The 25,001-nt window shown below is 66.0% G+C and carries 25 protein-coding genes, 1 tRNA gene and 1 pseudogene; 18 read left to right on the forward strand and 9 right to left on the reverse strand.

Translation table 11 applies throughout. The features are described 5' to 3' along the window. The first annotated feature begins 31 nt into the window (after positions 1–31). The 3 genes from mobB to AAG689_RS03990 are packed head-to-tail and all read left to right on the forward strand — an operon-like array spanning position 32 to position 2,080. A complete protein-coding gene (gene mobB / locus AAG689_RS03980; protein ID WP_406624846.1) occupies positions 32–583 on the forward strand; it encodes a molybdopterin-guanine dinucleotide biosynthesis protein B in 552 nt (183 codons plus the stop codon). Then, positions 546–1,820: a gephyrin-like molybdotransferase Glp gene (gene glp, locus AAG689_RS03985; protein WP_406624847.1), complete on the forward strand. Its 1,275-nt coding sequence runs from the start codon at positions 546–548 to the stop codon at positions 1,818–1,820. Before mobB ends, glp begins: the two co-directional genes overlap by 38 nt. Beyond that, on the forward strand, positions 1,817–2,080 hold the full coding sequence (locus tag AAG689_RS03990; protein WP_406624848.1) for a MoaD/ThiS family protein: 264 nt from the start codon (positions 1,817–1,819) through the stop codon (positions 2,078–2,080). Before glp ends, AAG689_RS03990 begins: the two co-directional genes overlap by 4 nt. On the opposite strand, the gene dapA is transcribed toward AAG689_RS03990, so the two are convergent. The 4 genes from dapA to AAG689_RS04010 all read right to left on the reverse strand — a co-directional run bounded on the left by dapA (position 2,067) and on the right by AAG689_RS04010 (position 4,024). Continuing rightward, positions 2,067–2,969, reverse strand: a complete 903-nt coding sequence (gene dapA, locus AAG689_RS03995) for a 4-hydroxy-tetrahydrodipicolinate synthase (protein ID WP_406624849.1) — start codon at positions 2,967–2,969, stop codon at positions 2,067–2,069. The two genes, AAG689_RS03990 and dapA, sit on opposite strands and share 14 nt — an antisense overlap. A 232-nt stretch (positions 2,970–3,201) precedes the next feature. Further along, positions 3,202–3,534, reverse strand: a complete 333-nt coding sequence (locus AAG689_RS04000) for a hypothetical protein (protein WP_406624850.1) — start codon at positions 3,532–3,534, stop codon at positions 3,202–3,204. A 26-nt stretch (positions 3,535–3,560) separates the two neighbouring features. Beyond that, a complete protein-coding gene (locus AAG689_RS04005; protein WP_406624851.1) occupies positions 3,561–3,701 on the reverse strand; it encodes a DUF3149 domain-containing protein in 141 nt (46 codons plus the stop codon). Between the two features lie 68 nt (positions 3,702–3,769). Then, positions 3,770–4,024: a hypothetical protein gene (locus tag AAG689_RS04010; RefSeq protein WP_020229790.1), complete on the reverse strand. Its 255-nt coding sequence runs from the start codon at positions 4,022–4,024 to the stop codon at positions 3,770–3,772. Positions 4,025–4,078: 54 nt separating this feature from the next. Between AAG689_RS04010 and moaE the strand changes: the two genes are divergently transcribed. The 3 genes from moaE (at position 4,079) to AAG689_RS04025 (ending at position 7,600) form a co-directional block, all read left to right on the forward strand. Further along, the gene (moaE, locus tag AAG689_RS04015) at positions 4,079–4,555 is read left to right on the forward strand and encodes a molybdopterin synthase catalytic subunit MoaE (RefSeq protein WP_406624852.1); all 477 of its coding nucleotides are present in this window, start codon (positions 4,079–4,081) and stop codon (positions 4,553–4,555) included. A 69-nt stretch (positions 4,556–4,624) separates the two neighbouring features. Beyond that, positions 4,625–7,228: an ATP-dependent chaperone ClpB gene (gene clpB / locus AAG689_RS04020; RefSeq protein ID WP_406624853.1), complete on the forward strand. Its 2,604-nt coding sequence runs from the start codon at positions 4,625–4,627 to the stop codon at positions 7,226–7,228. 66 nt (positions 7,229–7,294) lie between these two features. Then, a complete protein-coding gene (locus tag AAG689_RS04025) occupies positions 7,295–7,600 on the forward strand; it encodes a hypothetical protein (RefSeq protein WP_024001925.1) in 306 nt (101 codons plus the stop codon). A 60-nt stretch (positions 7,601–7,660) separates the two neighbouring features. Here AAG689_RS04025 and AAG689_RS04030 read toward each other — a convergent pair whose 3' ends face one another. Continuing rightward, a complete protein-coding gene (locus tag AAG689_RS04030) occupies positions 7,661–8,065 on the reverse strand; it encodes a GFA family protein (RefSeq protein WP_406624854.1) in 405 nt (134 codons plus the stop codon). Positions 8,066–8,183: 118 nt separating this feature from the next. Between AAG689_RS04030 and AAG689_RS04035 the strand changes: the two genes are divergently transcribed. The 4 genes from AAG689_RS04035 (at position 8,184) to AAG689_RS04050 (ending at position 12,502) form a co-directional block, all read left to right on the forward strand. Then, a complete protein-coding gene (locus AAG689_RS04035) occupies positions 8,184–9,620 on the forward strand; it encodes a coniferyl aldehyde dehydrogenase (RefSeq protein ID WP_020229780.1) in 1,437 nt (478 codons plus the stop codon). Between the two features lie 133 nt (positions 9,621–9,753). Beyond that, positions 9,754–10,296 (forward strand): N-acetyltransferase family protein, encoded by a 543-nt coding sequence (locus AAG689_RS04040; protein WP_406624855.1) that lies wholly within the window; start codon positions 9,754–9,756, stop codon positions 10,294–10,296. Further along, the gene (locus tag AAG689_RS04045; RefSeq protein ID WP_406624856.1) at positions 10,293–11,441 is read left to right on the forward strand and encodes a methyltransferase; all 1,149 of its coding nucleotides are present in this window, start codon (positions 10,293–10,295) and stop codon (positions 11,439–11,441) included. The genes AAG689_RS04040 and AAG689_RS04045 overlap by 4 nt, the downstream gene beginning before the upstream one ends. A gap of 62 nt (positions 11,442–11,503) precedes the next feature. Beyond that, entirely contained in the window at positions 11,504–12,502 is a 999-nt protein-coding gene (locus AAG689_RS04050; RefSeq protein ID WP_406624857.1) for a tRNA dihydrouridine synthase, read from the forward strand. On the opposite strand, the pseudogene AAG689_RS04055 reads toward AAG689_RS04050, so the two are convergent. Next, positions 12,462–14,061 (reverse strand): annotated as a pseudogene (locus tag AAG689_RS04055) (phospholipase D family protein). The gene AAG689_RS04050 and the pseudogene AAG689_RS04055 sit on opposite strands and share 41 nt — an antisense overlap. 133 nt (positions 14,062–14,194) lie before the next feature. Continuing rightward, positions 14,195–15,289 carry a bifunctional diaminohydroxyphosphoribosylaminopyrimidine deaminase/5-amino-6-(5-phosphoribosylamino)uracil reductase RibD gene (gene ribD / locus AAG689_RS04060; RefSeq protein ID WP_406626283.1) on the reverse strand — a complete coding sequence of 365 codons (1,095 nt, stop codon included), beginning with the start codon at positions 15,287–15,289 and terminating at the stop codon, positions 14,195–14,197. On the opposite strand from ribD, the gene AAG689_RS04065 reads away from it, so the two are divergent. From AAG689_RS04065 to AAG689_RS04100, 8 genes are all read left to right on the forward strand, one after another. Continuing rightward, entirely contained in the window at positions 15,185–16,003 is an 819-nt protein-coding gene (locus AAG689_RS04065) for a GspH/FimT family pseudopilin (protein WP_406624858.1), read from the forward strand. The two genes, ribD and AAG689_RS04065, sit on opposite strands and share 105 nt — an antisense overlap. Next, complete coding sequence (pilV, locus tag AAG689_RS04070) at positions 16,003–16,665, forward strand: type IV pilus modification protein PilV (protein WP_406626284.1); 663 nt, start codon at positions 16,003–16,005, stop codon at positions 16,663–16,665. Before AAG689_RS04065 ends, pilV begins: the two co-directional genes overlap by 1 nt. A 5-nt stretch (positions 16,666–16,670) precedes the next feature. Continuing rightward, entirely contained in the window at positions 16,671–17,762 is a 1,092-nt protein-coding gene (locus AAG689_RS04075; RefSeq protein WP_406624859.1) for a PilW family protein, read from the forward strand. Between the two features lie 11 nt (positions 17,763–17,773). Beyond that, on the forward strand, positions 17,774–18,496 hold the full coding sequence (locus AAG689_RS04080) for a PilX N-terminal domain-containing pilus assembly protein (protein ID WP_406624860.1): 723 nt from the start codon (positions 17,774–17,776) through the stop codon (positions 18,494–18,496). A gap of 34 nt (positions 18,497–18,530) precedes the next feature. After that, entirely contained in the window at positions 18,531–19,076 is a 546-nt protein-coding gene (locus tag AAG689_RS04085) for a hypothetical protein (RefSeq protein WP_406624861.1), read from the forward strand. A gap of 2 nt (positions 19,077–19,078) precedes the next feature. Beyond that, entirely contained in the window at positions 19,079–23,401 is a 4,323-nt protein-coding gene (locus AAG689_RS04090) for a pilus assembly protein (protein ID WP_406626285.1), read from the forward strand. A gap of 12 nt (positions 23,402–23,413) precedes the next feature. Then, positions 23,414–23,881 (forward strand): type IV pilin protein, encoded by a 468-nt coding sequence (locus AAG689_RS04095; RefSeq protein ID WP_406624862.1) that lies wholly within the window; start codon positions 23,414–23,416, stop codon positions 23,879–23,881. 269 nt (positions 23,882–24,150) lie between these two features. Beyond that, complete coding sequence (locus tag AAG689_RS04100; RefSeq protein WP_406624863.1) at positions 24,151–24,444, forward strand: hypothetical protein; 294 nt, start codon at positions 24,151–24,153, stop codon at positions 24,442–24,444. Between the two features lie 52 nt (positions 24,445–24,496). On the opposite strand, the gene AAG689_RS04105 is transcribed toward AAG689_RS04100, so the two are convergent. Then, positions 24,497–24,584 (reverse strand) — tRNA-Ser (locus AAG689_RS04105). Between the two features lie 53 nt (positions 24,585–24,637). After that, the gene (locus AAG689_RS04110; RefSeq protein ID WP_406624864.1) at positions 24,638–24,964 is read right to left on the reverse strand and encodes a plasmid stabilization protein; all 327 of its coding nucleotides are present in this window, start codon (positions 24,962–24,964) and stop codon (positions 24,638–24,640) included. Positions 24,965–25,001 lie beyond the last annotated feature (37 nt).

The raw sequence follows: 25,001 nt of genomic DNA on the forward strand, positions 1-25,001 counted from the left end.
CTGGCAGCTATCAATTTGGAAGGATGGCGCCATGAAGGTCGTCGGCTTCGCCGGCTATTCGGGCAGCGGCAAGACCACGCTGCTGGAGCAGGTCATCGCCGGCCTGCGCGCGCGCGGCCAGCGCGTGTCGGTCGTCAAGCATGCGCACCATGGCTTCGATATCGACCATGAAGGCAAGGACAGCTGGCGCCACCGCAAGGCGGGCGCGAGCGAGGTGCTCATCGCCTCCGACCAGCGCCTGGCGCTGATGCGCGAATACGACCAGCCGCGCGAACCCCATGTGCCCGAACTGCTGGCCGCGCTGGACCCGGCGGTGGACTGGGTGCTGGTGGAAGGCTTCAAGCACGCGGATTTGCCCAAGATCGAGCTTCTGCGCGGCCAGTGGCTCGATAGCCGCGAGCGGCCCCCGCTCTATCCGCACGACCCCTGCATCGTCGCCGTCGCCACCGACGGCACGCCGCTGCCCGCACCCACGCCGCTGCCGGTGCTGGATGTGCGCGACCCGGCCGCCATCGTGGGCTGGCTGTTGGCGCAGGACGAGCGCTTTGACTATTCCTTCCCCAGCCTGGAAACCGAGCGATGAGCACGCGCCCCCCCTCAAGCCCCTGGACGACGCGCTGGCCGAGCTGCTGGCGCAGGCCGCGCCGCTGGTGGGCACGGACACCGTCGATACCTTCGATGCCGACGGCCGCGTGCTCGCGCAGACCGCCGTCTCGCCGCTGCAGGTGCCGCCGCTGGACAACAGCGCCATGGACGGCTACGCCGTGCGCCGCGCCGACGTGGCGGCGCCGGGCGTGGCGCTGCCGATCACCCTTCCAGTCAGCCAGCGCATTCCCGCCGGCGCTGCCGGCACCCCGCTGGCCGCCGGCACGGCCGCGCGCATCTTCACCGGCGCGCCCGTGCCCGCAGGGGCCGACGCCATCGTCATGCAGGAAGACTGCGAGGCACTGGACGGCGGCTCCTGCGTGCGTGTGAACGCCGTGCCCGCGCCCGGCCAGTGGGTGCGCCGTGCGGGCGAAGACATCGCCCTGGGCGCGCAGGTGCTCGCCGCCGGCACGCGCCTCACGCCCGCCGCCCTGGGCCTGGCCGCCAGCATCGGCCTGGGAACCCTGCAGGTGGCGCGCAGGCCGCGCGTGGCCCTGTTCTCGACCGGCGACGAACTCGTCATGCCCGGCGAAGTGCCGCCAGAGCGCATGCCGCCCGGCGCCATCTACAACAGCAACCGCTTCTTCCTGCGCACCCTGCTGCGGCGCCTGGGCTGCGAGGTGGCGGACCTCGGCATCGTGCCCGACCGGCGCGAGGCCACCATCGCCGCGCTGCGCGAGGCCGCGCAGGCGTGCGACCTCATCGTCACCAGCGGCGGCGTCTCCGTGGGTGAGGAAGACCACATCAGGCCCGCCGTGGAAAGCCTGGGCACGCTGGCCCTGTGGCAGATCGGGATGAAGCCCGGCAAGCCCTTCGCCTATGGCCGGGTAGGCGGTGCGCACTTCATGGGCCTGCCCGGCAACCCCGTCTCCAGCTTCATGACCTTCGCGTTGCTCGTGCGGCCCTTCGTGCTGCGGCTGCAGGGCGTGGCCGATGCGGCTCCCAGGTCCATGGCCGCCACCGCTGGATTCGACTGGCCCCGGGCCGACAAGCGCCGCGAATTCCTGCGCGTGCGCCGCGCGCCGGACGGCACGCTGGAGCTGTTCCCCAACCAGAGCTCGGGCGTGCTCACCTCGGCTGCCTGGGCCGACGGCGTGGTGGACAACCCCGCGGGTTGCACCATCGCGCGCGGAGACACCGTGCGCTACCTCCCCATGGCGGAGCTGCTGTCATGAGCACAAGCAAGACCCTCACCGTGCGCTATTTCGCCTCCATCCGCGAAGCGGTGGGCACCGGCCAGGAAACGCTGCAGACCCAGGCCGACACGCTGGGTGCGCTGCGCGACGAACTCATCGCCCGCGGCGGCCCCTGGGCCGCCAGCCTGGCGCGCGGGCGCGCGGTGCGCATGGCGCTGGACCAGGTCATGGCGGGCGACGACGCGCCGCTGGCCCCGGGAGCCGAGGCGGCGTTCTTCCCACCCGTCACAGGCGGCTGAGCGCCACCTCCTGCACGGCCGCGAGTGCCGCGATGCGCTGGGCATGCGCGGCGCTTGCCGCCTCCATCGGCGCGCGCAGGCCGGCCTGCATTGCGCCTTGGCTTGCGAGCAGGGCCTTGATGGGAGCGGGGTTGGGCTCGGCGAAGCAGGCCTCCGCCACCGGCGCCAGGGCCTGCCACAGCGCCCGGGCGCGCGGCAGGTCGCCGGCAGCCACGCAGTGCATCAATTCGGCGAAGCGTCCGGGCTGCCAGTGCGCGCTGGCGGCGATGGCGCCGCTGCCGCCCAGGGCCAGGGTGGGCAGGATCTGCGCATCCTCCCCCGCCAGCACCTGCAGTTGCCCGTCGGCGATGAGCGCCTGCGTCTTGGCCGCGCTGCCGCCGCAGTCCTTGATGGCGCGGATGCGCGGGTGCTGCGCCAGCGCGCGCAGGGTTTCCAGCTCCAGCGTCACGCCGGTGCGGTAGGGAATGTCGTAGACGATCAGCGGGTGCACGCTCGCGTCGGCGATCGCGCGGAACCAGTGCAGCAGGCCCGCCTGCGAGGGGCGGATGTAGTGGGGCGCGGGCACCAGCAGGCCGGCCAGGGGCCGGGCGTTCCAGCCGCGCACGCGCTCCAGCACGTGGCCCAGGTGGTAGCCCGACAGGCCCATGGCCACGGGCAGGCCCTGTGCCGCGCCGAGCACGGTGTCCAGCACCGCGTCCTGCTCGGCGGCATCGAGCGCGGCGGCCTCGCCCGTGGAGCCGCACGCGACCACGCCGGCGATGCCGCTGGCGCGCAGCCGCTGCACCAGCGCGCGCAGCGCCGCGTGGTCCACCGATCCATCCGCGTGGAAAGGGGTGACGAGGGGAATCCACAGGCCGGTGAACCCGGCGGGGGTGAGGGAGGCAGGCATCGGTTTCGTCCTTTCAAGGCATGGATGGCGACCGGGCAGACAACCGGACGGATGCGCGCAGGGGCCTGGAGGCTTGAAAGGGAAACGGGGAAAGATCGTGCCTGTCGGTTCCGTCGCTCATCCGGACGGAACCGCAGCTCCGGTCAGATGAGCTGGGGTTTTTGCGCTTTGCCCACGCACGGCGCGGCCGCCACGGAGGCGGTGCGGTAGGCGAGGGCGGGGCGCGAAGGCATCAGCGCAGTATAGCGGGGGGCTGCGGCAGCTCGGGGCAGGGCCACTGCAGCAACTCGGCCAGGCGGCAGGTGATCCAGGCGGCTTCATCGGCGTTCACGCCGGAATCCGGGCCGGCGGCCAGGCCGGCGTGGATGCGCCGCAGGATCTCGGCTTCAGATGGCGCCTGCACGTGGTAGAGCTGCTGCGCGTGCTCCACCAGGTGGCAGGCCAGGTCTTCGCAGAGTTCGTAGCGCGTGCGCACCACCGCCGTGCTTTCGCGCAGTCGCTGGCGCGCATCGCTGTAGATCGCGATGAAGGAGGGCGGGACGGTGATCTGGTTGTCGTCGTGCATCGGCGCATTGTCCCGCCGATGCGGCGTCACGGGTTCGGCTTGTCCTTGGGTGCGTCGTCGCGCGTGAACAGCCAGAGGAAGAAGCCGGCCATGCACAGCATGATGCCGATGCCGACGGCGCTGAACAGGCCCACCTCGGTGGTGAAGAGTTGCTTGAGCAGTTGCATGGGGCGGTTCCTTCTGGATGTAATGGCACCATTGCAAACCATGCGCGCTGTAGTGTCTTTGCCCCAGGTCAATCGGGCACGAATCGGTCCTCGAAGCGCTGCCGGTCGGCATCCTGCTCGAAGGTGACGAGCTGGCCCATCTTGCCGTCGGCCGTGCGGCAGGCCGAGAACAGGCTGTGGCGGCCCGCCAGCCCGTAGCTGGGCAGGTCGATCAGCGCATAGGGATGGGGCACGAACACCTGGAATTCGAACACCACGCGGTGCACGTTGCGGGGCGAGGGGTAGAGCGTGTAGCCGTCGGAGGTGAAGGATTGCGTGGCCATGGGGGTGCGGCGTTAAAGTGGCGGGCACTGTAGCAAACCCGTGCCGCCGCCCCCATGTCCAGCGTTTCCATCCAGACCGACGACTTCGACGTTTCCGCCGAACTGGCCGCCCTGCGCGCGCAGGACGGGCGCGTGGGCGCCGTGTGCTGCTTCGTGGGCACGGTGCGCGATCGCAGCGACGGCGATGCGGTCGCGTCGATGGAACTGGAGCACTACCCCGGCATGACCGAGAAGTCCATCGAGGCGATGGTGGCCGAGGCGCGGCGCCGGTTCGACCTGTTCGGCGTTCGTGTCATCCACCGCGTGGGGCTGCTGCAGCCTTCGGCGCAGATCGTGCTGGTGGCGGTGACTTCGGCGCACCGGGGCGAGAGCTTCCAGGCCTGCGAGTTCCTCATGGACTACCTCAAGACCCAGGCGCCTTTCTGGAAGAAGGAAGCAACGCCGCAGGGCGCGCGCTGGGTGGATGCGCGCGTGAGCGACGACGCGGCCCTGGCGCGCTGGGGCATCGAGGCGGCGCCGCAGGCGAGCTGAAACAAGCGGCGTCCTGGCTTGAAAAAGCGGCCCATGGGCCCTAGTTAACGGGAAGTTTGGAGGATTTTCATGCGTCTCGATAAATTCACGACCAAGTTCCAGGAAGCCCTGTCCGATGCCCAGTCCATCGCGCTGGGGCACGACAACGCCTACATCGAACCCGTTCACATGCTGGTCGCCATGCTGCGCCAGGACGAAGGCCCGCGCGCGCTGCTGCAGCGCGCCGGTGCCAACGTACACGGCCTGCTGGCCGCGGCCGAGGCGGCCGTCAAGCGCCTGCCGCAGGTGCAGGGGCAGGACCAGGTGCAGGGCAGCCCCGAACTGGGCCGCGTGCTGCAGGCCACCGAGAAGGAGGCCATCAAGCGCGGCGACCAGTTCATCGCCAGCGAGCTGTTCCTGCTGGCCCTGATCGACAGCAAGGGCGAGGCTGCCCAGCTCGCCAAGGACAACGGCCTCACGCGCAAGAGCCTGGAGGCCGCCATCGACGCCGTGCGCGGCGGCCAGAAGGTGGACAGCGCCGAGGCCGAGGGCCAGCGCGAGGCGCTGAAGAAGTACACGCTCGACCTGACCGAGCGCGCCCGCGCGGGCAAGCTCGACCCGGTGATCGGCCGCGACGACGAGATCCGCCGCGCCATCCAGGTGCTGCAGCGGCGCAGCAAGAACAACCCTGTGCTGATCGGCGAGCCCGGCGTGGGCAAGACCGCCATCGTCGAGGGCCTGGCCCAGCGCATCGTCGAGGGCGAGGTGCCCGAGTCGCTCAAGAACAAGCGCGTGCTGTCGCTGGACATGGCGGGCCTGCTGGCCGGTGCCAAGTACCGCGGCGACTTCGAGGAGCGGCTGAAGTCCGTGCTCAAGGAAGTCGCGCACGAGGAAGGGCGCATCATCCTGTTCATCGACGAGATCCACACCATGGTCGGCGCCGGCAAGGCCGATGGCGCCATGGATGCGGGCAACATGCTCAAACCGGCCCTGGCGCGCGGCGAGCTGCACTGCATCGGCGCCACCACGCTCGACGAATACCGCAAGTACATCGAGAAGGATGCGGCGCTGGAGCGGCGCTTCCAGAAGGTGCTGGTCGACGAGCCCAGCGTGGAAGACACCATCGCCATCCTGCGCGGCCTGCAGGTGCGCTACGAGGCGCACCACGGCGTGGACATCACCGACCCGGCCATCGTCGCCGCGGCCGAGCTGAGCCACCGCTACATCACCGACCGCTTCCTGCCCGACAAGGCCATCGACCTGATCGACGAGGCCGCGGCCAAGATCAAGATCGAGATCGACTCCAAGCCGGAGGCGATGGACAAGCTCGAGCGCCGCATGATCCAGCTCAAGATCGAGCGCGAGGCGATGAAGAAGGAGACCGACGAGGCCTCCCAGAAGCGCCTGCAGCTCATCGAGGAAGAGTTGGGCAACATCGAGCGCGAATACGCCGACCTCGAAGACGTCTGGAAGGCCGAGAAGGCCAGCGCCCAGGGCAGCGAGCAAATCCGCAAGGAAATCGACACGATCCACACGCAGATCGACGACCTGAAGCGCAAGGGCGACTTCAACAAGGTGGCCGAGCTGCAGTACGGCAAGCTGCCCGAGCTGGAAAAGCAGCTCAAGGAAGCACAGGACAGCGAGGCCGGCGGCACTGGTACCAGGCACAAGCTGCTGCGCACGCAAGTTGGCGCCGAGGAAATCGCCGAGGTGGTGAGCCGCGCCACGGGCATCCCCGTGGCCAAGATGATGCAGGGCGAGAAGGACAAGCTGCTGCACATGGAAGACAAGCTGCACGAGCGCGTGGTGGGGCAGGACGAGGCGATCTCCGCTGTCGCCAATGCCATCCGCCGCTCGCGCTCGGGCCTGTCCGACCCCAACCGGCCCACCGGCTCGTTCCTGTTCCTCGGCCCTACGGGCGTGGGCAAGACCGAGCTGTGCAAGGCGCTGGCGGGCTTCCTGTTCGACAGCGAGGATCATCTGGTTCGCATCGACATGAGCGAGTTCATGGAGAAGCACTCCGTGGCCCGCCTCATCGGCGCGCCGCCCGGCTACGTGGGCTACGAGGAGGGCGGCTACCTCACCGAGGCCGTGCGCCGCAAGCCCTACAGCGTGCTGCTGCTCGACGAGGTGGAGAAGGCCCACCCCGACGTGTTCAACGTGCTGCTGCAGGTGCTGGACGACGGGCGCCTGACCGATGGCCAGGGCCGCACCGTGGACTTCAAGAACACGGTCATCGTGATGACCAGCAACATCGGCTCGCACCTGATCCAGGCCATGGTGGGGCAGGACTCCGAGGACATCAAGGAAGCGGTGTGGGGCGAGCTGAAGACGCACTTCCGCCCCGAGTTCCTCAACCGCATCGACGAGACGGTGGTGTTCCACGGCCTCGACGCGAAGCACATCGAAGCGATCGCTCGCATTCAGTTGCGGCTGCTGGAATCGCGGCTGGCGAAAATGGACCTTGCTCTGCAGGTGTCGCCCGCTGCGCTGGGCGAGCTGGCCAAGGTCGGCTTCGACCCTGTGTTCGGAGCGCGCCCGCTCAAGCGGGCCATCCAGCAACGCATCGAGAACCCGCTGTCCAAGCTGCTGCTCGAAGGGCGCTACCCGCCCAAGAGCGCGATCCCCGTGGACGTCGATCCGGTGAAGGACCCAGGGGTATTCCACTTCGGAGAGGCCCGCCCCGCAGGGTGAGGTCTACCATAGAAGCTCCAGGCGTTTCTCGCGCCCGGGGCTTCATCTGCCAGAAAGGGGCATGGTTTGAACGACATAGTGGCCGGCGCGATCCGGTGGACATTGCGCCTCGTGGTACTCGCCATGGGCGTGCTCTTTTTCCTGAGCCTGCTGGCCGCGGCTGCCGTGCTGGCGCTCGTCTGGGGGGTGCGCGCACTGTGGGCGCGCCTCACGGGCCGGCCGGTCATGCCCTGGGCCATGCGCATGAGCCCGCGCGATGGCTGGAGCACCGTCTACCGCAGCACCGCGCGCTGGACGGCCCCCAGCCCCTCGGCGCGTGCGGCGCAAGGCGGTGCCGACGTGACCGACGTGGTGCCGCGCGAAGTCCGCTGATTGCTCCTGAAATGAGAGCTGCCAGCGCTTGATGGGTAAGCGCTGGAGGTTAAAAAGGCTTCAATCGCTGGGCAGCGCATACTGCGCGATCACCTGCTGTTCCGTGAGCATTGGCGTCTGTTCCGCGAAGGTGTAGTACGCGGGCTTGTTGTCGATGTAGATCTGGCTGGCCAGCGTGAAGTCCTGCGTGTCGAACGCTCCGGCCGGAACGAAGTACTCGCCCGTCGCCAGCAGCTTGTAGTACAGGTGCGTACCGCACCGCTTGCAGAAGGCGCGCTGCGCCCAGTCCGAGGACGCGTAGACGGCGATCTGGTCCTCGCCCGTGAACGCCACGTCCGGCCCGCAATGCACGGCCAGCATCGGCCCGCCGCCCCAGCGGCGGCAGAAGCCGCAATGGCAGGCGCCGATCTCTTTCGTGTCGGGCGACGTGAAGCTGACTGCGCCGCAGAGGCAATGACCGTTCATCTCGATGGGCCTTTCAGGTCTGGGGAAGGGGTGGGGCATCTTACGAAGGACCGTGCGGCAAAACAATGTCACGTGCCTTTGCGCCAACGGCGTGCCTGCGCGCCCTATCATGGAAGCCATGAGCCCTGACGACATCCGCCACCTGTTCGAGATCCAGCACCATGCCAGCCGCGCGCACCCCGACGTGCCGCTCATGGTGCGCCGCGAGCGGCTGCTGCGCCTGTCCAAGATGCTCGACGAGCATGGCCCCGTGCTGGCGGCGGCGGTGCAGGCGGACTTCGGCATGCGCTCGCAGCGCCTGACCGAGGTGGCGGATCTGTTCCTGCTGCGCACGGAACTCGCGCACACGCTGCGGCACCTGGCGCGCTGGTGCCGGCCGCGCAAGGTGCGCACGCCGCTGTTCCTGCAGCCCGCGCGTGGTTGGATCGAGCGGCAGCCGCTGGGCGTGGTGGGCATCATCTCGCCGTGGAACTACCCGGTGCAGCTCGCGCTGGCGCCGGCCATCGGCGCGCTGGCGGCGGGCAACCGCGTGGTGCTCAAGCCCAGCGAGCTCACGCCGCACACCTCGGCGCAGCTCGCGGCGCTGGTGGCGCAGTTCTTCGCGCCCGACGAGTTCTGCGTGGTGCAGGGCGACGCGGCCACGGCGGCGCTGGTCGCCTCGCTGCCGTTCGACCACCTCGTGTTCACCGGCTCCACGGCCGTGGGCCGCAAGGTGGCGCAGGCGGCGGCGGCCAACCTCACGCCGACCACGCTGGAGCTGGGCGGAAAGTCGCCCTGCATCATCGATGCGGACTGCGACATGCAGGATGCCGCGCTCAAGATCGCCCACGGCAAGCTGCTCAACGCGGGACAAACGTGCATCGCGCCCGATTACGTGCTGCTGCCGCGCGGCAGCGAGGCAGCGTTCGCCGACGCCTTCCGCGCGGCCGTGGCGCGGCTGTTTCCGTACTTCGAGGGCAATCCGGACTACGCGTCGATCATCACCACGCGCCACTTCGCGCGGCTGCGCACCATGCTGCAGCAGGCGCAGACCCAGGGGGCCGAGGTGCAGGTGATGCAGCCCGTGCCGGGCTCGCCGCCGCCACCGCCCCAGGGCATCGGCGATGGCGTGGGCCGGCAGATGGCGCCGGTGCTGGTGTTCGGCGCCACGCCGCAGATGCAGCTCATGCAGGAGGAAATCTTCGGCCCGGTGCTGCCCGTGCTGGGCTACGAGCGGCTGGACGACGCCATCGCCCACATCAACGCCCGCCCGCGCCCGCTGGCGCTGTACTGGTTCGGCCGCAGCGAGCAGGTGCGCGACGACGTGCTGCGCCGCACGGTGAGCGGCGGCGTGTCGGTGAACGACACGCTGATGCACATCGCGCACGGCGCGCTGCCCTTCGGCGGCGTGGGCGACAGCGGCTGGGGGGCCTACCACGGCGAACAGGGCTTCCTGCGCTTTTGCCACCAGAAGTCGGTGCTGGCGCAGTCGCGCTGGTCCCTGGGGCACCTGCTGTACCCGCCCTACGGAGCGCGTTTCGACCAGGTCATGGCGATGCTGCGCAGGCTGATGTAGCGCCTGCCACAACTGGCGCCGTTTGCGTGCAATGGCACGGTGGGGAACGTGGAAACAGCAGGGGGTAGGAAGCGAAAATCCGTTTGCGCGACAATAGCGGGTTTTTCGTTTCCCACCCGTTTTTCGTTTCCCCATGTCCAGTATCCAGGTTCGTCCCGCCACCCTTCGCGATGCCAAAGCCATCGCCCAGGTCCATACCGCCGCTGCGATGGAGGCCTATCGCGGTCTGGTGCCAGACGAGCAATTGAAATCCATGTCCTCGGTGGAGAAGCGCCAAGCCTATTGGCGCGAGGCCATCGAATATTGCGAACCCCAGGTCCAGGTGGCCGTGGACGGCGACAGGATCGTCGGCTTCGTCGGCTTCGACCGCTCGCGCGATGAAAAATCCCGCCCCACCACCGGCGAAATCTGGGCCATCTACGCCGCCCCCACGCACTGGAACCAGGGCGTGGGCCTGGCCCTGTGGGACGCCGCCCGCGATGGCCTGCAGGAAGAGGGCTGCACCACGGTTACCGCCTGGGTGCCGCTGCGCAACGAGCGCGCGCTGCGCTTCCACGAGCTGGCCGGCTTCAAGCGCGAGATGACGACCGCCAAGACGGCCGTCGTCGGCGGCATGAAGATCGAGGAAGTGCGCCTCAAGCGTCCGATCAACCAGCAGGTCGCCCTCGCCGCATGATCCACTGGAGCGAGCACGGCGATGAGCGCAGCGCGCCGTGGCGCTCCGAAAGCGGCGCCAGCGCGCCGCGTCGCGTGGTGCTGGCCGACGACACGCTGGCCGCCGACGCCGCTTATCGCCTGGTGTGCGAAGGCACGGGCCTGCTGTGGCGCGGCGACTTCCAGAACGCGCGCCACCTGCTGGATGCGCTCAAGCGCCGCATCGACCGTCCGCGCAAGGACCGCAAGGGCGGCAAGCACGCTGCCGCTCCGGAGTTCCCGCACGCCTTCCACCTGCACCGCCAGGCGCAGGCGCAGCGCGCACGCCTGCTGGGCCTGCTGCTGATCGGGCTGGAGCCCGACTGGGGCATCGCCCTGCGACGCGCGCCCGACTGGCGCGTGGCCTGTGCCGAGGCCTGGGGCGCCGCGCCCGGCGCACCCTGCGTCGTCTCGCTGCGCGAACTGCTGGGGGCTGTGGGCGCGCACGAATGGCGCAAGAAGGGGGTGCCCGTGCCTGCGCTGGACGCGCGCATCCATCCGCACTACGGCGTGTTCTCGCCCGTGCGCGGCGAATACGTGGACCTGGTCGCCCAGGCGCCGCTGCCGCCGGGCGCGGAGGCGCTGGCCTTCGAGATCGGCACCGGCACCGGCGTGCTGGCCGCCGTGCTGGCGCGGCGCGGCGTGGACCGCGTGGTGGCGACCGAGCTGGACCCGCGCGCCCTGGCCTGCGCGCAGGACAACCTGGCCCGCCTGGGCCTGGCCGGCCGCATGGAGCTGCTGCAAGCCGACCTGTTCCCAGAGGGGCGTGCCCCGCTCGTCGTCTGCAACCCGCCCTGGCTGCCGGCCAAGGCCGCTGCACCCATCGAGCGCGCGGTGTACGACGAGGGCGGCCGCATGCTGCGCGGCTTTCTCGCGGGCTTGGCGGCGCATCTGGCGCCGCAGGGCGAGGGATGGCTCATCCTGTCCGACCTGGCCGAGCACCTGCGCCTGCGCAGCCGCGACGAACTGCTCGGCTGGATCGCTGCCGCCGGGTTGGAGGTACTCGGCCGCCACGACATCCGTCCGCGCCATGGCAAGGCTACGGCCGGCGGCGACGTGCTGGCCGGCGCGCGCGCGACCGAGGTCACCTCGCTGTGGCGCCTGGGTGTGCACGCCACAGATTCGTAACTCCTCTTTTGATAGCTGGTTGCGCTTGCTGCATAAGCGCTAGAGGCTGATTTCATTCAAAAATGAGCGCATCCGCACCGCCGCTGCTGCTCGCCCCCATGGAGGGGCTGCTCGACTTCGTGCTGCGCGACGTGCTCACCCGCGTGGGCGGGGTGGACCGGTGCGTGTCGGAGTTCATCCGCATCACCGGCAGCCTGCTGCCGGACAAGGTGTTCCTGCGCTACATCCCCGAGCTGCACAACGGCGGCCGCACGCTGTCGGGCGTGCCGGTGCGGGCGCAACTGCTGGGCTCCGACCCGGTGAGCATGGCCGAGAACGCCGCCCGCCTGGCGGAGCTGGGCCCCGAGGGCATCGACCTGAACTTCGGCTGTCCCGCCAAGACGGTGAATCGCCACGGCGGCGGCGCCGCGCTGCTGCGCGAGCCCGAACGCATCGCCGCCGTGGTGGCTGCCGTGCGCCGCGCGGTGCCGGCCCGTCTGCCCGTGTCGGCCAAGATGCGGCTGGGCTACGACGACGCCCGCCTGGCGCTCGACTGCGCGCAGGCCATGCAGGACGGCGGCGCCTGCGAGCTGGTGGTGCACGCACGCACCAAGGCCGACGGCTACCGCCCGCCCGCCTATTGGGAGCAGATCCCCGCCATCTGCGCGGCGGTGCGCATCCCCGTGGTCGCCAACGGCGAGATCTGGACCGTGGCCGACGCGCTGCGCTGCCGCGCCGTATCGGGCTGCGGCGCGCTCATGCTGGGCCGCGGCATCGTGGCCGACCCCGGGCTGGCGCTGGCCATCCGCGCCGTGGATGCGGGCCGGCCCGATGCGCCGCCGCTGCCCTGGGAGGCGCTGCCGCCGCACATCGCCCGTTTCTGGCGCTTGGTGTGCGAAGACCTGGATCCGCGCCAGCGCGCCGGCCGGCTCAAGCAGTGGCTGAACCTGCTGCGCCGGCGCTACCCCCAAGCCGAGGCGGCGTTTCAGCAGGTGCGCGTGCTGACCGACCAGCGCACCATCACCGAATGGGTGGAAAGCCTTACAAGAGGTGATCGGGGGCCAGCGGCCCCAGCAGCCTGAGCAGCAGGCGCAGGCCCAGGCTGGCATCGGGGTCCGTGTAGGCGTCGGCCAGGCCGCTGCCCTCGGGTGCGCGCCATACCAGCGCGCCGCCGTCCGTGCGCTGCAGGTGCCAGGAGGCTTCGCGCATGGCGGCCTCGATCTGCTGGGCAGCCTCGGCAGCCAGCGCGCGGCTGCGGATGAGCAGGGCGATCTCGGTGTTCTGCAGCTGCGAGCGCAGGTCCAGGTTCATGGAACCTACCGCCACCAGCCGGCCGTCCATCACCATCACCTTGGAATGCAGCATGGAGCGCGATGCGCCCACGGAGCCGCCGCCCCCCGAGTTGCCGAAGGCCGAGCGCAGCCCCGCCTGTTCGCTGCGCAGCTCGTAGAGCTCGACGCCCATGGCCAGCAGATCCTCGCGGTGGCGTGCATAGCCCACGTGGGCGATGGGTGCGTCGTTGGAGGCCAGCGAATTGGTCAGCACCCGCACCCGCACCCCCGCGCGCGCGCTTCGGCAAAGGCCTTCTTCATGTCTTCGCCCGGCACGAAGTAGGGCGAGATGATGAGCAGGTCCTTGCGCGTGCGGTCCATGAGGTTGAGCAGCCCGTCCACCACGGTGTCCGCAGGGGCTGCGCCTTCGGTGGGAACGGGCGCGTCCTCGCCGTCCAGCGCGATCTTGGCGGGCTTGTCCACCAGCATCACGGCGGGTGCCCAGGCGAACTCGGCGCTGCGCAGGTCCATGGGCTCTTCGTTCCAGGCCAGGTCGGCGTGGGCCGATGGCGACGGTGCGCCTTTCGCCGGCGCGCCGTCGCTTTCGGAAGGCAGCGCCTGCGAGCGGATGCGTGCCAGCTCTTCCTCGGTGATGAGCGATTGCACGGGATAGGCGCGCGGGTTGTTCCAGTAACTGTCGAAGCTGCGCGCCATCTCGCCGACGATGGGGCCCACGGCCAGCACGTCGAGGTCGACGAAGTTCTCCGCCTGCCCCTGGCCGAAATAGGCATCGCCCAGGTTGCGCCCGCCGGTCACGCCCATCACGCTGTCGGCCAGGAACAGCTTGTTGTGCATGCGCTGCTGCACGCGCGAGAAATCGGTGACGGAGCCCCACAGCCGCCCCAGCGCCGACGCGCGCGTGCCCGCCACGGGGTTGAACATGCGCATCTCGATGCCTGGCTCAAATGCCATGCGCATCACCAGCGCATTGCGGCCAGTGCTGTGGAAATCGTCCAGCAGGATGCGCACGCGCACCCCCGGCGCGCGGCCTCCACCACGCCGCGCAGCAGGCGGGCGGAGCTGGTGTCTGCGTGGATGGCGTAGTACTGCAAATCCAGCGTCTTCTGCGCCGCTTGCACCAGCGCCAGCCGGCTGCCATAGGCCTCCTGCGGGCCGCTGAGCAGCAGGAAACCCGACGGAGACTTGCCGCCGGCCGCCTGCCGGCGTTCGGCCACCAGCGCGGAGAGGGCCGTGGGTGCGGAGGACGCATCGAACGCGGTGGATGGCGGCCGGTTCACGTCCTTCGGCAGGCCTGCGCAGCCGCCGCAAGCGAGCACTAGGCACGCCATGGCGCACCAGCGCAGCAGCATCAAGCCGTGTGGCTGAAGGGCGGCGGAGGGCAGGGCGTGTATGAGGTTGAAAACCATGTACCGAAGATATAACGCCACGCGCGTGGCGTTCGCTGTCGGACAACCGGACATGCGCAGGCGGGCCGCCGCCGCCCTAGAAGTCGGCGCGGCCCAGGATGCGTGCCACCAGCCGCAGATCGGGGCCGATGCGATCGGCGGAGTGGAATGCCATGCGCACCCCTTCGGCCAGGGACTCCAGCGGCCCCCACCCGGCAATGCCCTGGCCGCCGCTGCCCAGCAGCAGCGGGGCGGCATACAGCAGCACCTCGTCCACCAGCCCTTCGCGGATGAACGAGCCATTGAGCTTGTTGCCCGCTTCCATGTGCAGCTCGTTCACGCCGCGCGCGCCCAAGTCGCGCAGCATGGCGGGCAGGTCCACCTTGCCATGGGCATTGGGCAGGGGCACCAGCACCGCGCCCCTGGCGCGCAGGGCGTCCGCCTGGGGCGCGCTTTCCGCTGCGGCGGTGTAGATGAAGACCTGCCGCTGGGGCACGTCGAACAGGTGCGCATCGGCCGGCGTTTGCAGGCGGCTGTCCACGATGGCGAGATGAGGTTGGCGCGGCGTGGCCACCTCGCGCACGTCCAGGCGCGGGTCGTCCTCCAGCACCGTTCCGATGCCGGTCAGCACGGCGCATGCCCGCGCCCGCCAGGCATGGCCGTCCGCCCGGGCTTCGGGCGAGGTGATCCACTGGCTGGCGCCATTGGCCAGCGCCGTCACGCCATCGAGCGAGGCTGCCGACTTCATGCGCACCCACGGCGTGCCGCGCACCATGCGGCTGAAGAAGCCGATGTTCAGCTCGCGCGCCTCGGCAGCGCCCGGACCCACTTCGACATCCACCCCGGCCGCGCGCAAACGCGCAAACCCCTGGCCGGCCACCAGGGGATTCGGGTCGGCAAGGGAGGCCACCACGCGCGCGATGCCCGCCTGCGCCAGCGCATCGCAGCACGGCCCCGTGCGGCCCTGGTGCGCGCAGGGCTCCAGCGTCACATAGGCCGTCCCGCCGCGCACGTCGTTGCCCTGCGCCAGGGCGTCGCGCAGCGCCATCACCTCGGCATGGGGGCCACCGGCCTGCTGGGTGAAGCCTTGACCCAGCACGGCGCCGCTGCCATCTGTGATGACGCAGCCTACGCGGGGATTGGGGTTGGAAAGAAAAAGCGCATGGGCGGCGAGCCCAAGCGCTTGGTGGATGACGGGCGATGCGGTTGTCATGGCGCCCGGGATGGTAGCGCTCCGCAAGGAAATGGACCAATGGTCAATCTGGAGGTATCAGCGGTAACGATGTTCAAGAGGTTTGTTACCAGAATTCCAACCATGGATTGTTTCCCCCGCCCCCGCCGTTCGCCTCTTCGAAGCAATCGGGGCATCACCCTGATCGAACTGCTGGTGATACTTGCCGTGGTCGCCGTGTTGGCAACCTTGGCTGCGCCATCGTTTCGCGACTTCATCGTGCGCGGCAAGATGACCTCCGTTACCGGTGACTTCACGTCCAGCGTGATGCGCGCGCGCAATGCGGCGGTTAGCCACAACATCTGCACGGTGATGTGCATGAGCAGCAAGGCCGGCGATGCTGCACCGGAGTGCACCACAGCGGGTGAGGATTGGCAGAAAGGCTGGATCGTGTTCCTCAACCCCAGTTGCGACAGCTCGGTCAAGAAGCCCGACGCCAAGGATGTCATCTTGGCACGCGTCGCCAGCGATTCGATCATTCTTCTGAATACCCAGGACTCCGTCAAATCCATGCAGTTCAGCGCCCGCGGGATTCCATCTGCGAAGGGCCGGTTTGACCTTGTCTATGGCGAAGTGAACGACCCCATGACGGACAAGTTCGGCACCAACATTTGCGTCGACATGATGGGACGCTCACGCGTGATTCCGGGAAACAAAACATGCACCAACTACTAATGACCCGGCGCCCGCGTACACCGGCGGGGCATTCGCGTAGGCGCACACGGGGTTTTACTCTGATCGAGATCATGGTGGCCGTGTTGCTGCTCTCCATTGGCTTGCTGGGCATTGCTGGCTTGCAGGCCGCTACCGCCAAATACAAAATCAACACCTGGGCACGTTCCGCCTCAGCGACACTGCTCTCGGAATTCGTCGAAAAAGTCCGCGTCAATCCTGGCGCTGCAGGGCCAGGCTTCATCGACAAGATACTCGTGGATTCCGAAGGCGCTTCGATCGTGCTGCCGTCCAAGTACCGGATAGCCGACAACTGGGCCACCCAGCAAAGTGCAGCGTTGACGGTGAGCAAGAACTGCGAAACGAGCAGTTGCACCGAACAGGAGCGCTCAGACTACGACATGGTCACTTGGCGTCAGCGGGTGCGCACGCTTTTGCCGCAGGGAGCGGCGATGGTCTCGGGCGACAAGGGCAATGGCATCGACCTGACGCTGATGTGGATGGATAAGGAGCAGACCAAAGAAGAGTCTGGTGTGCGCGCTTTGAAGAAAGCCCCGGTCTGTTCTGCGGACACGCCCGTCGGCATGGCTCAGCAGTCATGTTGTCCATCTGCAGCCAGTGCTCCTGAGGGCGTGCGCTGCGCTCGGTTCTTCCTCACGCCCTGAGCCCTATGACCACGCCGCATCCCATGAAGAAGCAGTCTGGCCTGTCCCTCGTCGAACTGATGGTGGCCCTGGCGATCAGCCTGGTGGTCGTGGCCGCGGCCATCTATGCCTACTTGGCTTCCCGTGAAGGCCAGCGTTCTATCGAGCGCTTGAGTGCCAGCCGCGAGACGGGCTCCTTCGTCTTGCAGACCATTGGAAGGGAACTGATGAATGCCGGCTACTACCCGGCTAACGTGCTTCCCATTCCTCCAGATGCCACTCAGCAGGGCATGTACGACTCCTACTACCCTTTACAAGGTGCGACCCGCGTCGCTACCGACTGGGAGAACACAGCTGCGGGCTGGCCGCCCACGGCCTACCAGACGGGCGTCTATGGCTGCGATGGAGGGCAATTCAATTCGAACGATGGCACCTGCCCGAGTGCTGAGGACACCAAGCCCGACACGCTCGTCGTCAACTACTTCACCAGCGATGCTAGCGTCGCACCTGGAACCAGCAAGGACTGCACCGGCTCGTTCGTGGGCAACGACCCCAGCAACGCCCAGCGCAAACTGAACAAGGGCACGCCCCCTGCTGCAGTGGACTCTGCTTTGCCGCCGCAACTGCCACTTTTCGTCTCTAACCGCTACACGTTGAGGGACACGAAGATGTTCGTCGACAACAACGACCTAATTACCAAGAGCCTCGCCTGCAGCGGCAATGGTCAGAGCTACAAAGGCGTGATTGGCGTGTATCAGCCCCTTGTGGCGGGCGTGGAAGACCTCCAGTTTACCTATGGCGTCTATACCGCCTACGACCCTACGGCCGCCTACAACTCCCTTGCGCCGACCCGTTTCTATACCGCGACCGAAGTGAACGGGTTGACTGCATTGAACGTCAGGGGGCATTCCCTGGCAGGCTGGCAGCGCGTGACCGCTGTGCGCGTATGCCTGCTGACGCGCACTTTGGGTGGCAGCACCCGCATTGCGGATTCGTCAGGCAGCACCAGCACCTACAAGGACTGCGCGGGCACGGAAAAGAACCAACCCGCGGGCTACCAGATGGCACGTTACGAACAAGTCTTCGGCGTGAGAAACGCGCTGCGTCTGAGTTATTGAGAGCGGCTGCCATGAGTCTTCTGATTGCTTCCATCCCTAATCAACGTGTTGAACCCCGTGAGCGTGGCGTTGCGCTGGTCGTTGTCATGATGATCATCATCGCCATCACGGGCATTAGCCTGTGGACCGCGCGCCAGTCGATGCTGTCCGAAGGCATCGCGCGCAACGAGAACGATCAGGCCGCCGCCTGGCAGGCCGCGGAGGCCGCGTTACGCGATGCTGAGCGCGACTTCATCTCCGCCTTCAAGGAAAAAGCGGACAACGCATCGTGCAGCCGGGGCAAGGTGAAGCTCATTCCCTCGGACTTCACTGCCAACTGCCTGCGCGGCCTGTGCGCCAAACCTGACGCCGACTATGCGCTCATGGCCTGGACCGACGGCCCCTCCGTGTCCGAGACTTGGTGGCCGGAGGGTAAGGGCGGGCAGTGGAATGACGACAAAGACGCGAAACCGGGCAGACAGCCCGTGACCGCTACCAACTGCGACACCTTCGTGGGCGGCGTGCCCTTGGGCACCTTTACCGGGGTGGCGCCCGTCAACGGCGTTTCCAGGCAACCCGAATACCTGATCGAGTACTTCCGGCGCAAGAACGTGCGCATCAACCAAGTCGAAACGCAGGTCAGCGGCCAGGGGGAGCGCCCGAACGAATGGGCCGAGATGTACCGCATCACGGCCCGCGGCTTCGGCTATTCCGAGCGAACGCAGGTCGTGCTGCAAACCATATTCATGCCGTGAGGCATATCGATTGCATGAGAAGCGAGGGCTTGAAATGAATGCATTGAAGAAGAAAACGCTGTTGCTGGGCATGGCCGTGCTGGCCGCCTGCGAACTCGTGCACGCCACACCGTTGGATCCCTTGGAAGTGTCCACGCCCCGGGAGGCCATACCGCCCAACATCGTCACCACCTCCAACAAGCCGATGCTGATGCTGGCCACCTCGAAGGACCATACCTTGTTCGGCCCCATCTATACCGACTTCGAGGATCTCGACGGCGACGGCAATATCGACACCACGTTCAAGCCCGACTTCACGTACTACGGCTACTTCGACGCGGCCAAGTGCTACGTCTATCAGAACAACCGCTTCGAGCCCACCGCCACGGCCTCGGTCACGGAAATCACCAACGGTACCAAGAAGTCCAAGAAATATTCGTGCGGCGGATCGAACCAGTGGAGCGGCAACTTCATGAACTGGGCCACCATGACCCGGCTTGATGTGATCCGCAAGATGCTCTACGGTGGCAAGCGCAGCACCGACACGGCCACCGTCGCCAAGAATGGGGGGGGGAAATCACCAGCGTCTCCAATTCATTGACGGTGCTGGAGCGAGCCAATCTGTCCAAGGATTCGCACTCGTTCGTCAAGTATTACCGAGGCAATGACATCCGGGACTACACGCCGTTCACGCCCGCCAATCTGACGAAAGAAACGGGGAGCAACAAAAAAGTATATGCCGGCCTGAGCATCTGCAACCGCTCCACCGATATGGGTGAAGGCGGCACCCCGGTCATTCGCCTGGCCAAGGGCAACTACCTCATGTGGGCCACGGTGGAAGGTACGGTGTGCGAATGGGGCACTGGCGCCCTTGGTAAAAAGCTGGCGCGTTATTACAAGGATGCAAACAAGGGCAATGGCGGCATTGCGCACGAAGAAAGTCCTCCCAGCGCTACGGACGACAGCGCCTATGGCACTGCGGCGGCCTCTGAATTGAACGTGCGCGTACAGGTCTGCAAGGCGGGTATGCTGGGCGACGAACGCTGCATGGCGATGCCCGAGAACCTCACCAGCAACTACAAACCCTATGGCATCTTCCAGGAATTCGGGCTGGCCCGCAGTGCGTCGCTGGCAGCGCGTGCTGAGTTTGGCGTCATCACCGGCAGCTACGACAAGAACACCAATGCCGGTGCCCTGCGCAAGAACATGGGTGACTTCGCGGACGAGATCAACCTGGAGTCCGGCGTGTTCTGCCACAGTGCCAACAATGCCTGCTCCGGCACTACGGCGGATGGTCGCACGAGGGGCGGCGGGGCCATCCAGTCCATCGACAACTTTGTGCTCTACGGCCGGGAGTCGGGCGGATATGCAGGCGACAAGCCCCTGCCAAAGGATCTGACCGATGGCAACCTTCCAGCCTGGGGCAACCCGATCGGCGAAATGGTGGTGCAGGCGTTGCAGTATTACGCACACGTATCCCCCACCAATTTGGCTGGCTCCACCAAGGATTCTTCTAAGAGTCTGGTGTCTAAACCCTGGAAAGACTGGCTGGACCCGCTGTCCAACGACAACGCCGTGCGCCGGGGTCTGTATGGCAATGCCGTCTGCCGTCCGATGTACACCATGGCGCTGTCCAGCAGTGCGCTCAGTTTCGATGGGGCCAAGGGCGCAAATGCCGACAACCAGGCATCGACGGCGTTTGGCACCTTGTTCAATACGCAGGGCAGCCTTGCATCTTATACCGATAAGATCGGCAACGCGGAGGGGCTGAATGGCACTACGCGGTCCGTGGGGGCTGTGGATGGAACCTTCGGTCAGTCATGCTCGGGTAAGACCGTTTCCACGCTGTCGAAAGTCTCTGGCATTTGCCCTGATGCACCGGGGATGGGCGGTACCTATCAGGTGGCGGGCGCGGCGTTGTATTCCAATACCTCCCGCATAAGGAACATCACCAGTCCGCCGCCAGACCTCGATACGGTTCAGGACGTGCTCAAGGTGAAGACCCTGGCAGCGTCGCTCTCCGGCGGCGCGGCCCGTATCGAGGTGCCTATCCCCAACACCGATCCGCGCAAGTACGTCTACATCACGCCTGAAAGCCTCTGGAATGGGGGCGGCAACAAGCAGATGCCAGGTGCGCTGCTGACGTTCAATGCCATTGCCGCCAAGAAGCCCGAAGATGCAGGCCTGCCCTGGGGTTCTTTCGTCGTTACCTGGAACGACGCCCAGATGGGCGGCGACTACGACATGGACATAGCGGGCTTCATTCGCTACGACGTCGTTCAAAGTGGCAGCGGCTACAACATCAAGATCACCACCGATATTTTGAACGTGGGGGCGGGCGATACCGGAACGCACGGCTTCAGTGTGATGGGAACGGACAAGGACGGCCGTTATCTGACCCACCGGCACAACAAGAATGACGCCATCATGGCCGGTGCAGATGGCGATCTGCAATGCCTGGGAAACAACAGCAACGATGGCAGCCGCTGCAATGTGGGCTCCGACTGGAACAAGATTCGTGATGCAGACTACCCGCACACCATGACCTTCAGCATGGTGGGTGTCGACAACGTGCTGGTGCAAGATCCGTTGTGGTATGCCGCCAAGTACGGCTACTTCTCGTCGAGCACGCGCAATTCGAACGGGACCTTTACCGATCTGGCCATGCCCCCCAACCAGGAATCGTGGGACCGGCTGAAGGTTGATGGCACATCCGGTAGCGACGGCATCCCTGACGGGTACTTTCTCGCGCGTCGCCCCGATATCCTGGAACAGCAGTTGCGTAAGGCGCTCGATGCGCTGGTGAAGTCGTCGAACGCGGCGCCGGCCATCTCGTCTTCTCAATTCATAACCGACGAATTCAAGTATGTCGCCAAGTTCGATTCGACCTCCGTTTCCGGCACGTTGGAGGCTTACAAGATCGACAGCGAAGGTTATTTCGAGCCCCTCTATACCTGGGAGGCTGGCAAGCTGCTGCACGATACCTATTCAGGAAGCCAAGGTAATGGGCGGGACATCATCAGCAATGCCGATAGCGGGGGCGTCGCCTTCCGGTGGGCATCGCTTCCTGCGAGCTACAAGACCCAGTTGACCACCACCGGCGGCAACGTGCTTACCGATACCCATGCGCAGAAACTGGTGAACTACATCCGAGGCGACCAGTCCGAGGAGGGCGTCAATGGTTTGCGGCCGCGTGAGAGCAACCTGCTGGGCCCTATCATCAACGGCACCCCCTGGCTGCAGTCGGAGCCCAGCGCCGCCTATTACGGCGCCAGCTATGCGGGATATGCCAAATTCGCGCGCGACCACAAGGATCGCAACCCGCTGCTGTGGGTGCCGTCCAACGACGGCATGCTGCATGCTTTCGATTCCAAGACCGGGGCGGAGAAGTTCGCCTATGTGCCAGGCGCGTTGGCCAAACGGCTGGCCGAGATTCCTTTGCAGCGCGGCACCACTGCGCGTACCAAGATCGGCGGCGTTGACTACACCACCAATGCAGTCGAGTCCAAGCCGGACGGCAGCGTGTGGGCCTATGTGGACGGCAGCCCGTTCACGGCTGACGTGAACATCGGCACCGGTACGGACCCCGATGCCAACAAGGAAAGCTGGCGCACCTACCTCTTCGGAACGTTGGGCCGTGGCGGCAAGGCCATCTATGCGCTGGACGTGACTAGCGTGGACGCACTGTCGGAGTCCAATGCCGGCGATGTGTTCAAGTGGCAGTTCACCTCCGACGACGATGAGGATCTAGGCTACATCATCAGCGACCCGGACGTGCATTCGCTCTCGAATCAGGCCCTGCCTGTGGTCAAACTGAACAATGGCCGATTTGCAGTGGTTTTCGGCAATGGTCAGAAATCGAAGAACGGCAAGGCGGTGCTGTACATCCTGTTCGTGCAGGGCAGTGCGTCGGGTGGCTGGGTTGCGGGCACGAACTATATCAAGTTGGTCGCCAGTGCCGGTCCGAACAATGGGCTGTCCACACCCCGCTGGGAGGACTATGACGGCAATGGAACGGCCGACGTGATTTATGCGGGCGACCTCCAAGGGAACATGTGGAAGTTCGACATATCCAGCGCCGAGGCCAACCGCTGGGCCGTGGCCACCGAGGGCAAGCCGCTGTTCCGCGCGACTTACAACACTATTGTGAATGGGCAGACGACGGTGCATGGGCTGCCCATCACCACCGCACCCATCCTGCTGTATATGGGCCAGGGCGGGTTGATGGTGAACTTTGCTACCGGTAATGCGTTTGAGCGCACGGACTTCGGTACGGGTGTCTCCTACCGCGTGTATGGGGTATGGGACCGGCCCGGCCGAGTGGACACGATTGCTGGTTCGCAACTGGCTGAACGGACGGCCACCCGCGATACCAACGGCCAAGTCACCCTGGCGGGCGACACGCTCGACTGGAGCAAGAATGCCGGCTGGTACTGGAGCCTGCCGGCCCAGTCGGAAGCCGTGCTGTCCAACCCTTCGCTGCTGGCGGGCGTGATGTCCTTCGTGTCGGTCAGACCCATCACTGCAGAGCAGCAGGCTGTTGCCTGCAATGCTTCGCCGAATGCATCGCTATACGCCATCGACCCGATTGCCGGCAAAGCTGAGCGCAATGTGCAGGGTACCAAGGACGTAAGCGGGACGAAGACGCTGATCTCTGGGCGGGACTTTACCGATCAGAAGATTTCGTATGCACAGAACAACCCGGCGAAGGGGCGCGGCAAGAAAACTCTCCCCTGTCAGAGCGGCGAAGATGGCTGCAAATGCGATGAAGATGGTCAGAACTGCACGAAGCAGGAGACGATCTGTGGCCCTGGCCAGCGGTCGTTCATTGCGTTGGGTGGTACTTCCGATGCCGTGATTTGCTACAGCTCTTCGCCGCGCATGCATTGGCGGGAAATCCCCGGCATTCGTACGTTCACCCCGTAGCCAGGAGAGACGATGAAGACACATTCCCGGGAAGCGGGCTTCACACTGATTGAGTTGATGATCGTCGTGGCGATCGTTGCGATTCTGAGTGCAGTGGCATACCCGTCATACAAGGAATACATTGCCAAGGGACGCAGAGCCGAAATGAAGACGGTGCTGTTGTCTGCCCAGCAATGGATGGAGCGGTTCTATACAGAAAATTACCGTTATGACAAGGACAGCGCCGATGCGAACGTCGCTTTGCCGGACCATTTGAAGGTATCTCCCCCCCAGTCAGGAGGCAAGATGTACGACATTGCCCTGGGGACGGGGGGAGACAAGACCACCCGAGATACTTTTGTCCTGAAAGCTACTCCGGCAGGAGCCATGAGTGGCGATAAGTGCGGCACTTATTCCGTCGATCAGTATGGCCGCAAGGATTTGTCTTCCTATAGCGGATTTGCATCCAAGTCCGCAGCAATGGACTACTGCTGGAAATAGCGTGCTCCGGTGAACTGCGCCTGTAGCCAAGGGCGATGGTGGATCGCGGGGGCAGCAAGCGCTTTGCTCCATGGCATCGTCGCTTTTTTCTTTTCTGCCAGGAGAGCCCTTCTAAAGTAGGCTCTGCGCCGGCATCCCATGTAATGGAGGTCCATCTTCTGGAAAACAGAAAGGGCGCGACGGTCATAGTCCCCGATGCGCTCTCCGAGATAGCGTCAAAAAATTCACACACTGGCACTGCCCCACCTGGTGTGCAAGGAGCCAGGCAAATGCCGGAGCCGCCGGCTTTTTACCATCCGTCTAGCGGAATCGACTTGCCAGCGCAGCTGGTCGGCGAGTGGTACGTGCTTTCGGATCTCTGGCCGGGCGATGTAAGGAAAATCCAAGTGCGGTTGTGGATATCCGCCGAAGGGAACATAGACCGCTGGAAGGTCCTGGAGCCTTCGTCCAGCGAAAAAGTGCGCGCTTCGCTGGAATGGATAGGCCGCTCCATCCTGAACCCGGCTAAGAAGAACGGCCTGCCCGTGGCCAGCATGATGGATATCGAGCTGTCTTTGGACTGATCTTGGGCCGCTGCCTGCCAAAACGTGAAACCGCTAAAGGAGCTTCAGCAAGTGGCGGAGAGTGTGAGATTCGAACTCACGGACGGTCGCCCGTCGGCAGTTTTCAAGACTGCTGGTTTAAACCACTCACCCAACTCTCCAGGGAGGGCCGTATTCTAGTGCCGTCCCTGCAATACTTTTCTACCCCCAGAAGTCAGCGCTTCAGGGCCTCCGCCAACTGGGCCTTGTTCATCTTGGAGCGCCCGGCAATCCCCTTGCGGCGCGCGTCTTCGTAAAGCTGTTCGCGCGTGCGGCCCTGCGCGCCCTGGTGGGACCGCTGGCCTCCGCGCACGGGGGCGGGCGTGTCGCGCAGGGTCTTGGGATTGGCCTTTGCAGCCTCGCCGTGCTGGGCACGCTCCTTGTTTACGGTGCGCGCGGCGATTTCCTCTGCGGTGTCTTTCCTGGTGCCGCGTTGCTGCAGGCTGCTCTTGATGTGCTCGTATTGGCGCTCGCGCTTGGCGCTCCAGGCGTTGCGGGGCATGTCGGGACCTCCTGGGTGTGGGTGGACATGCGTTCAG

Source organism: Acidovorax sp. SDU_ACID1, assembly GCF_045291395.1.
GTDB lineage: Bacteria > Pseudomonadota > Gammaproteobacteria > Burkholderiales > Burkholderiaceae_C > MR-S7.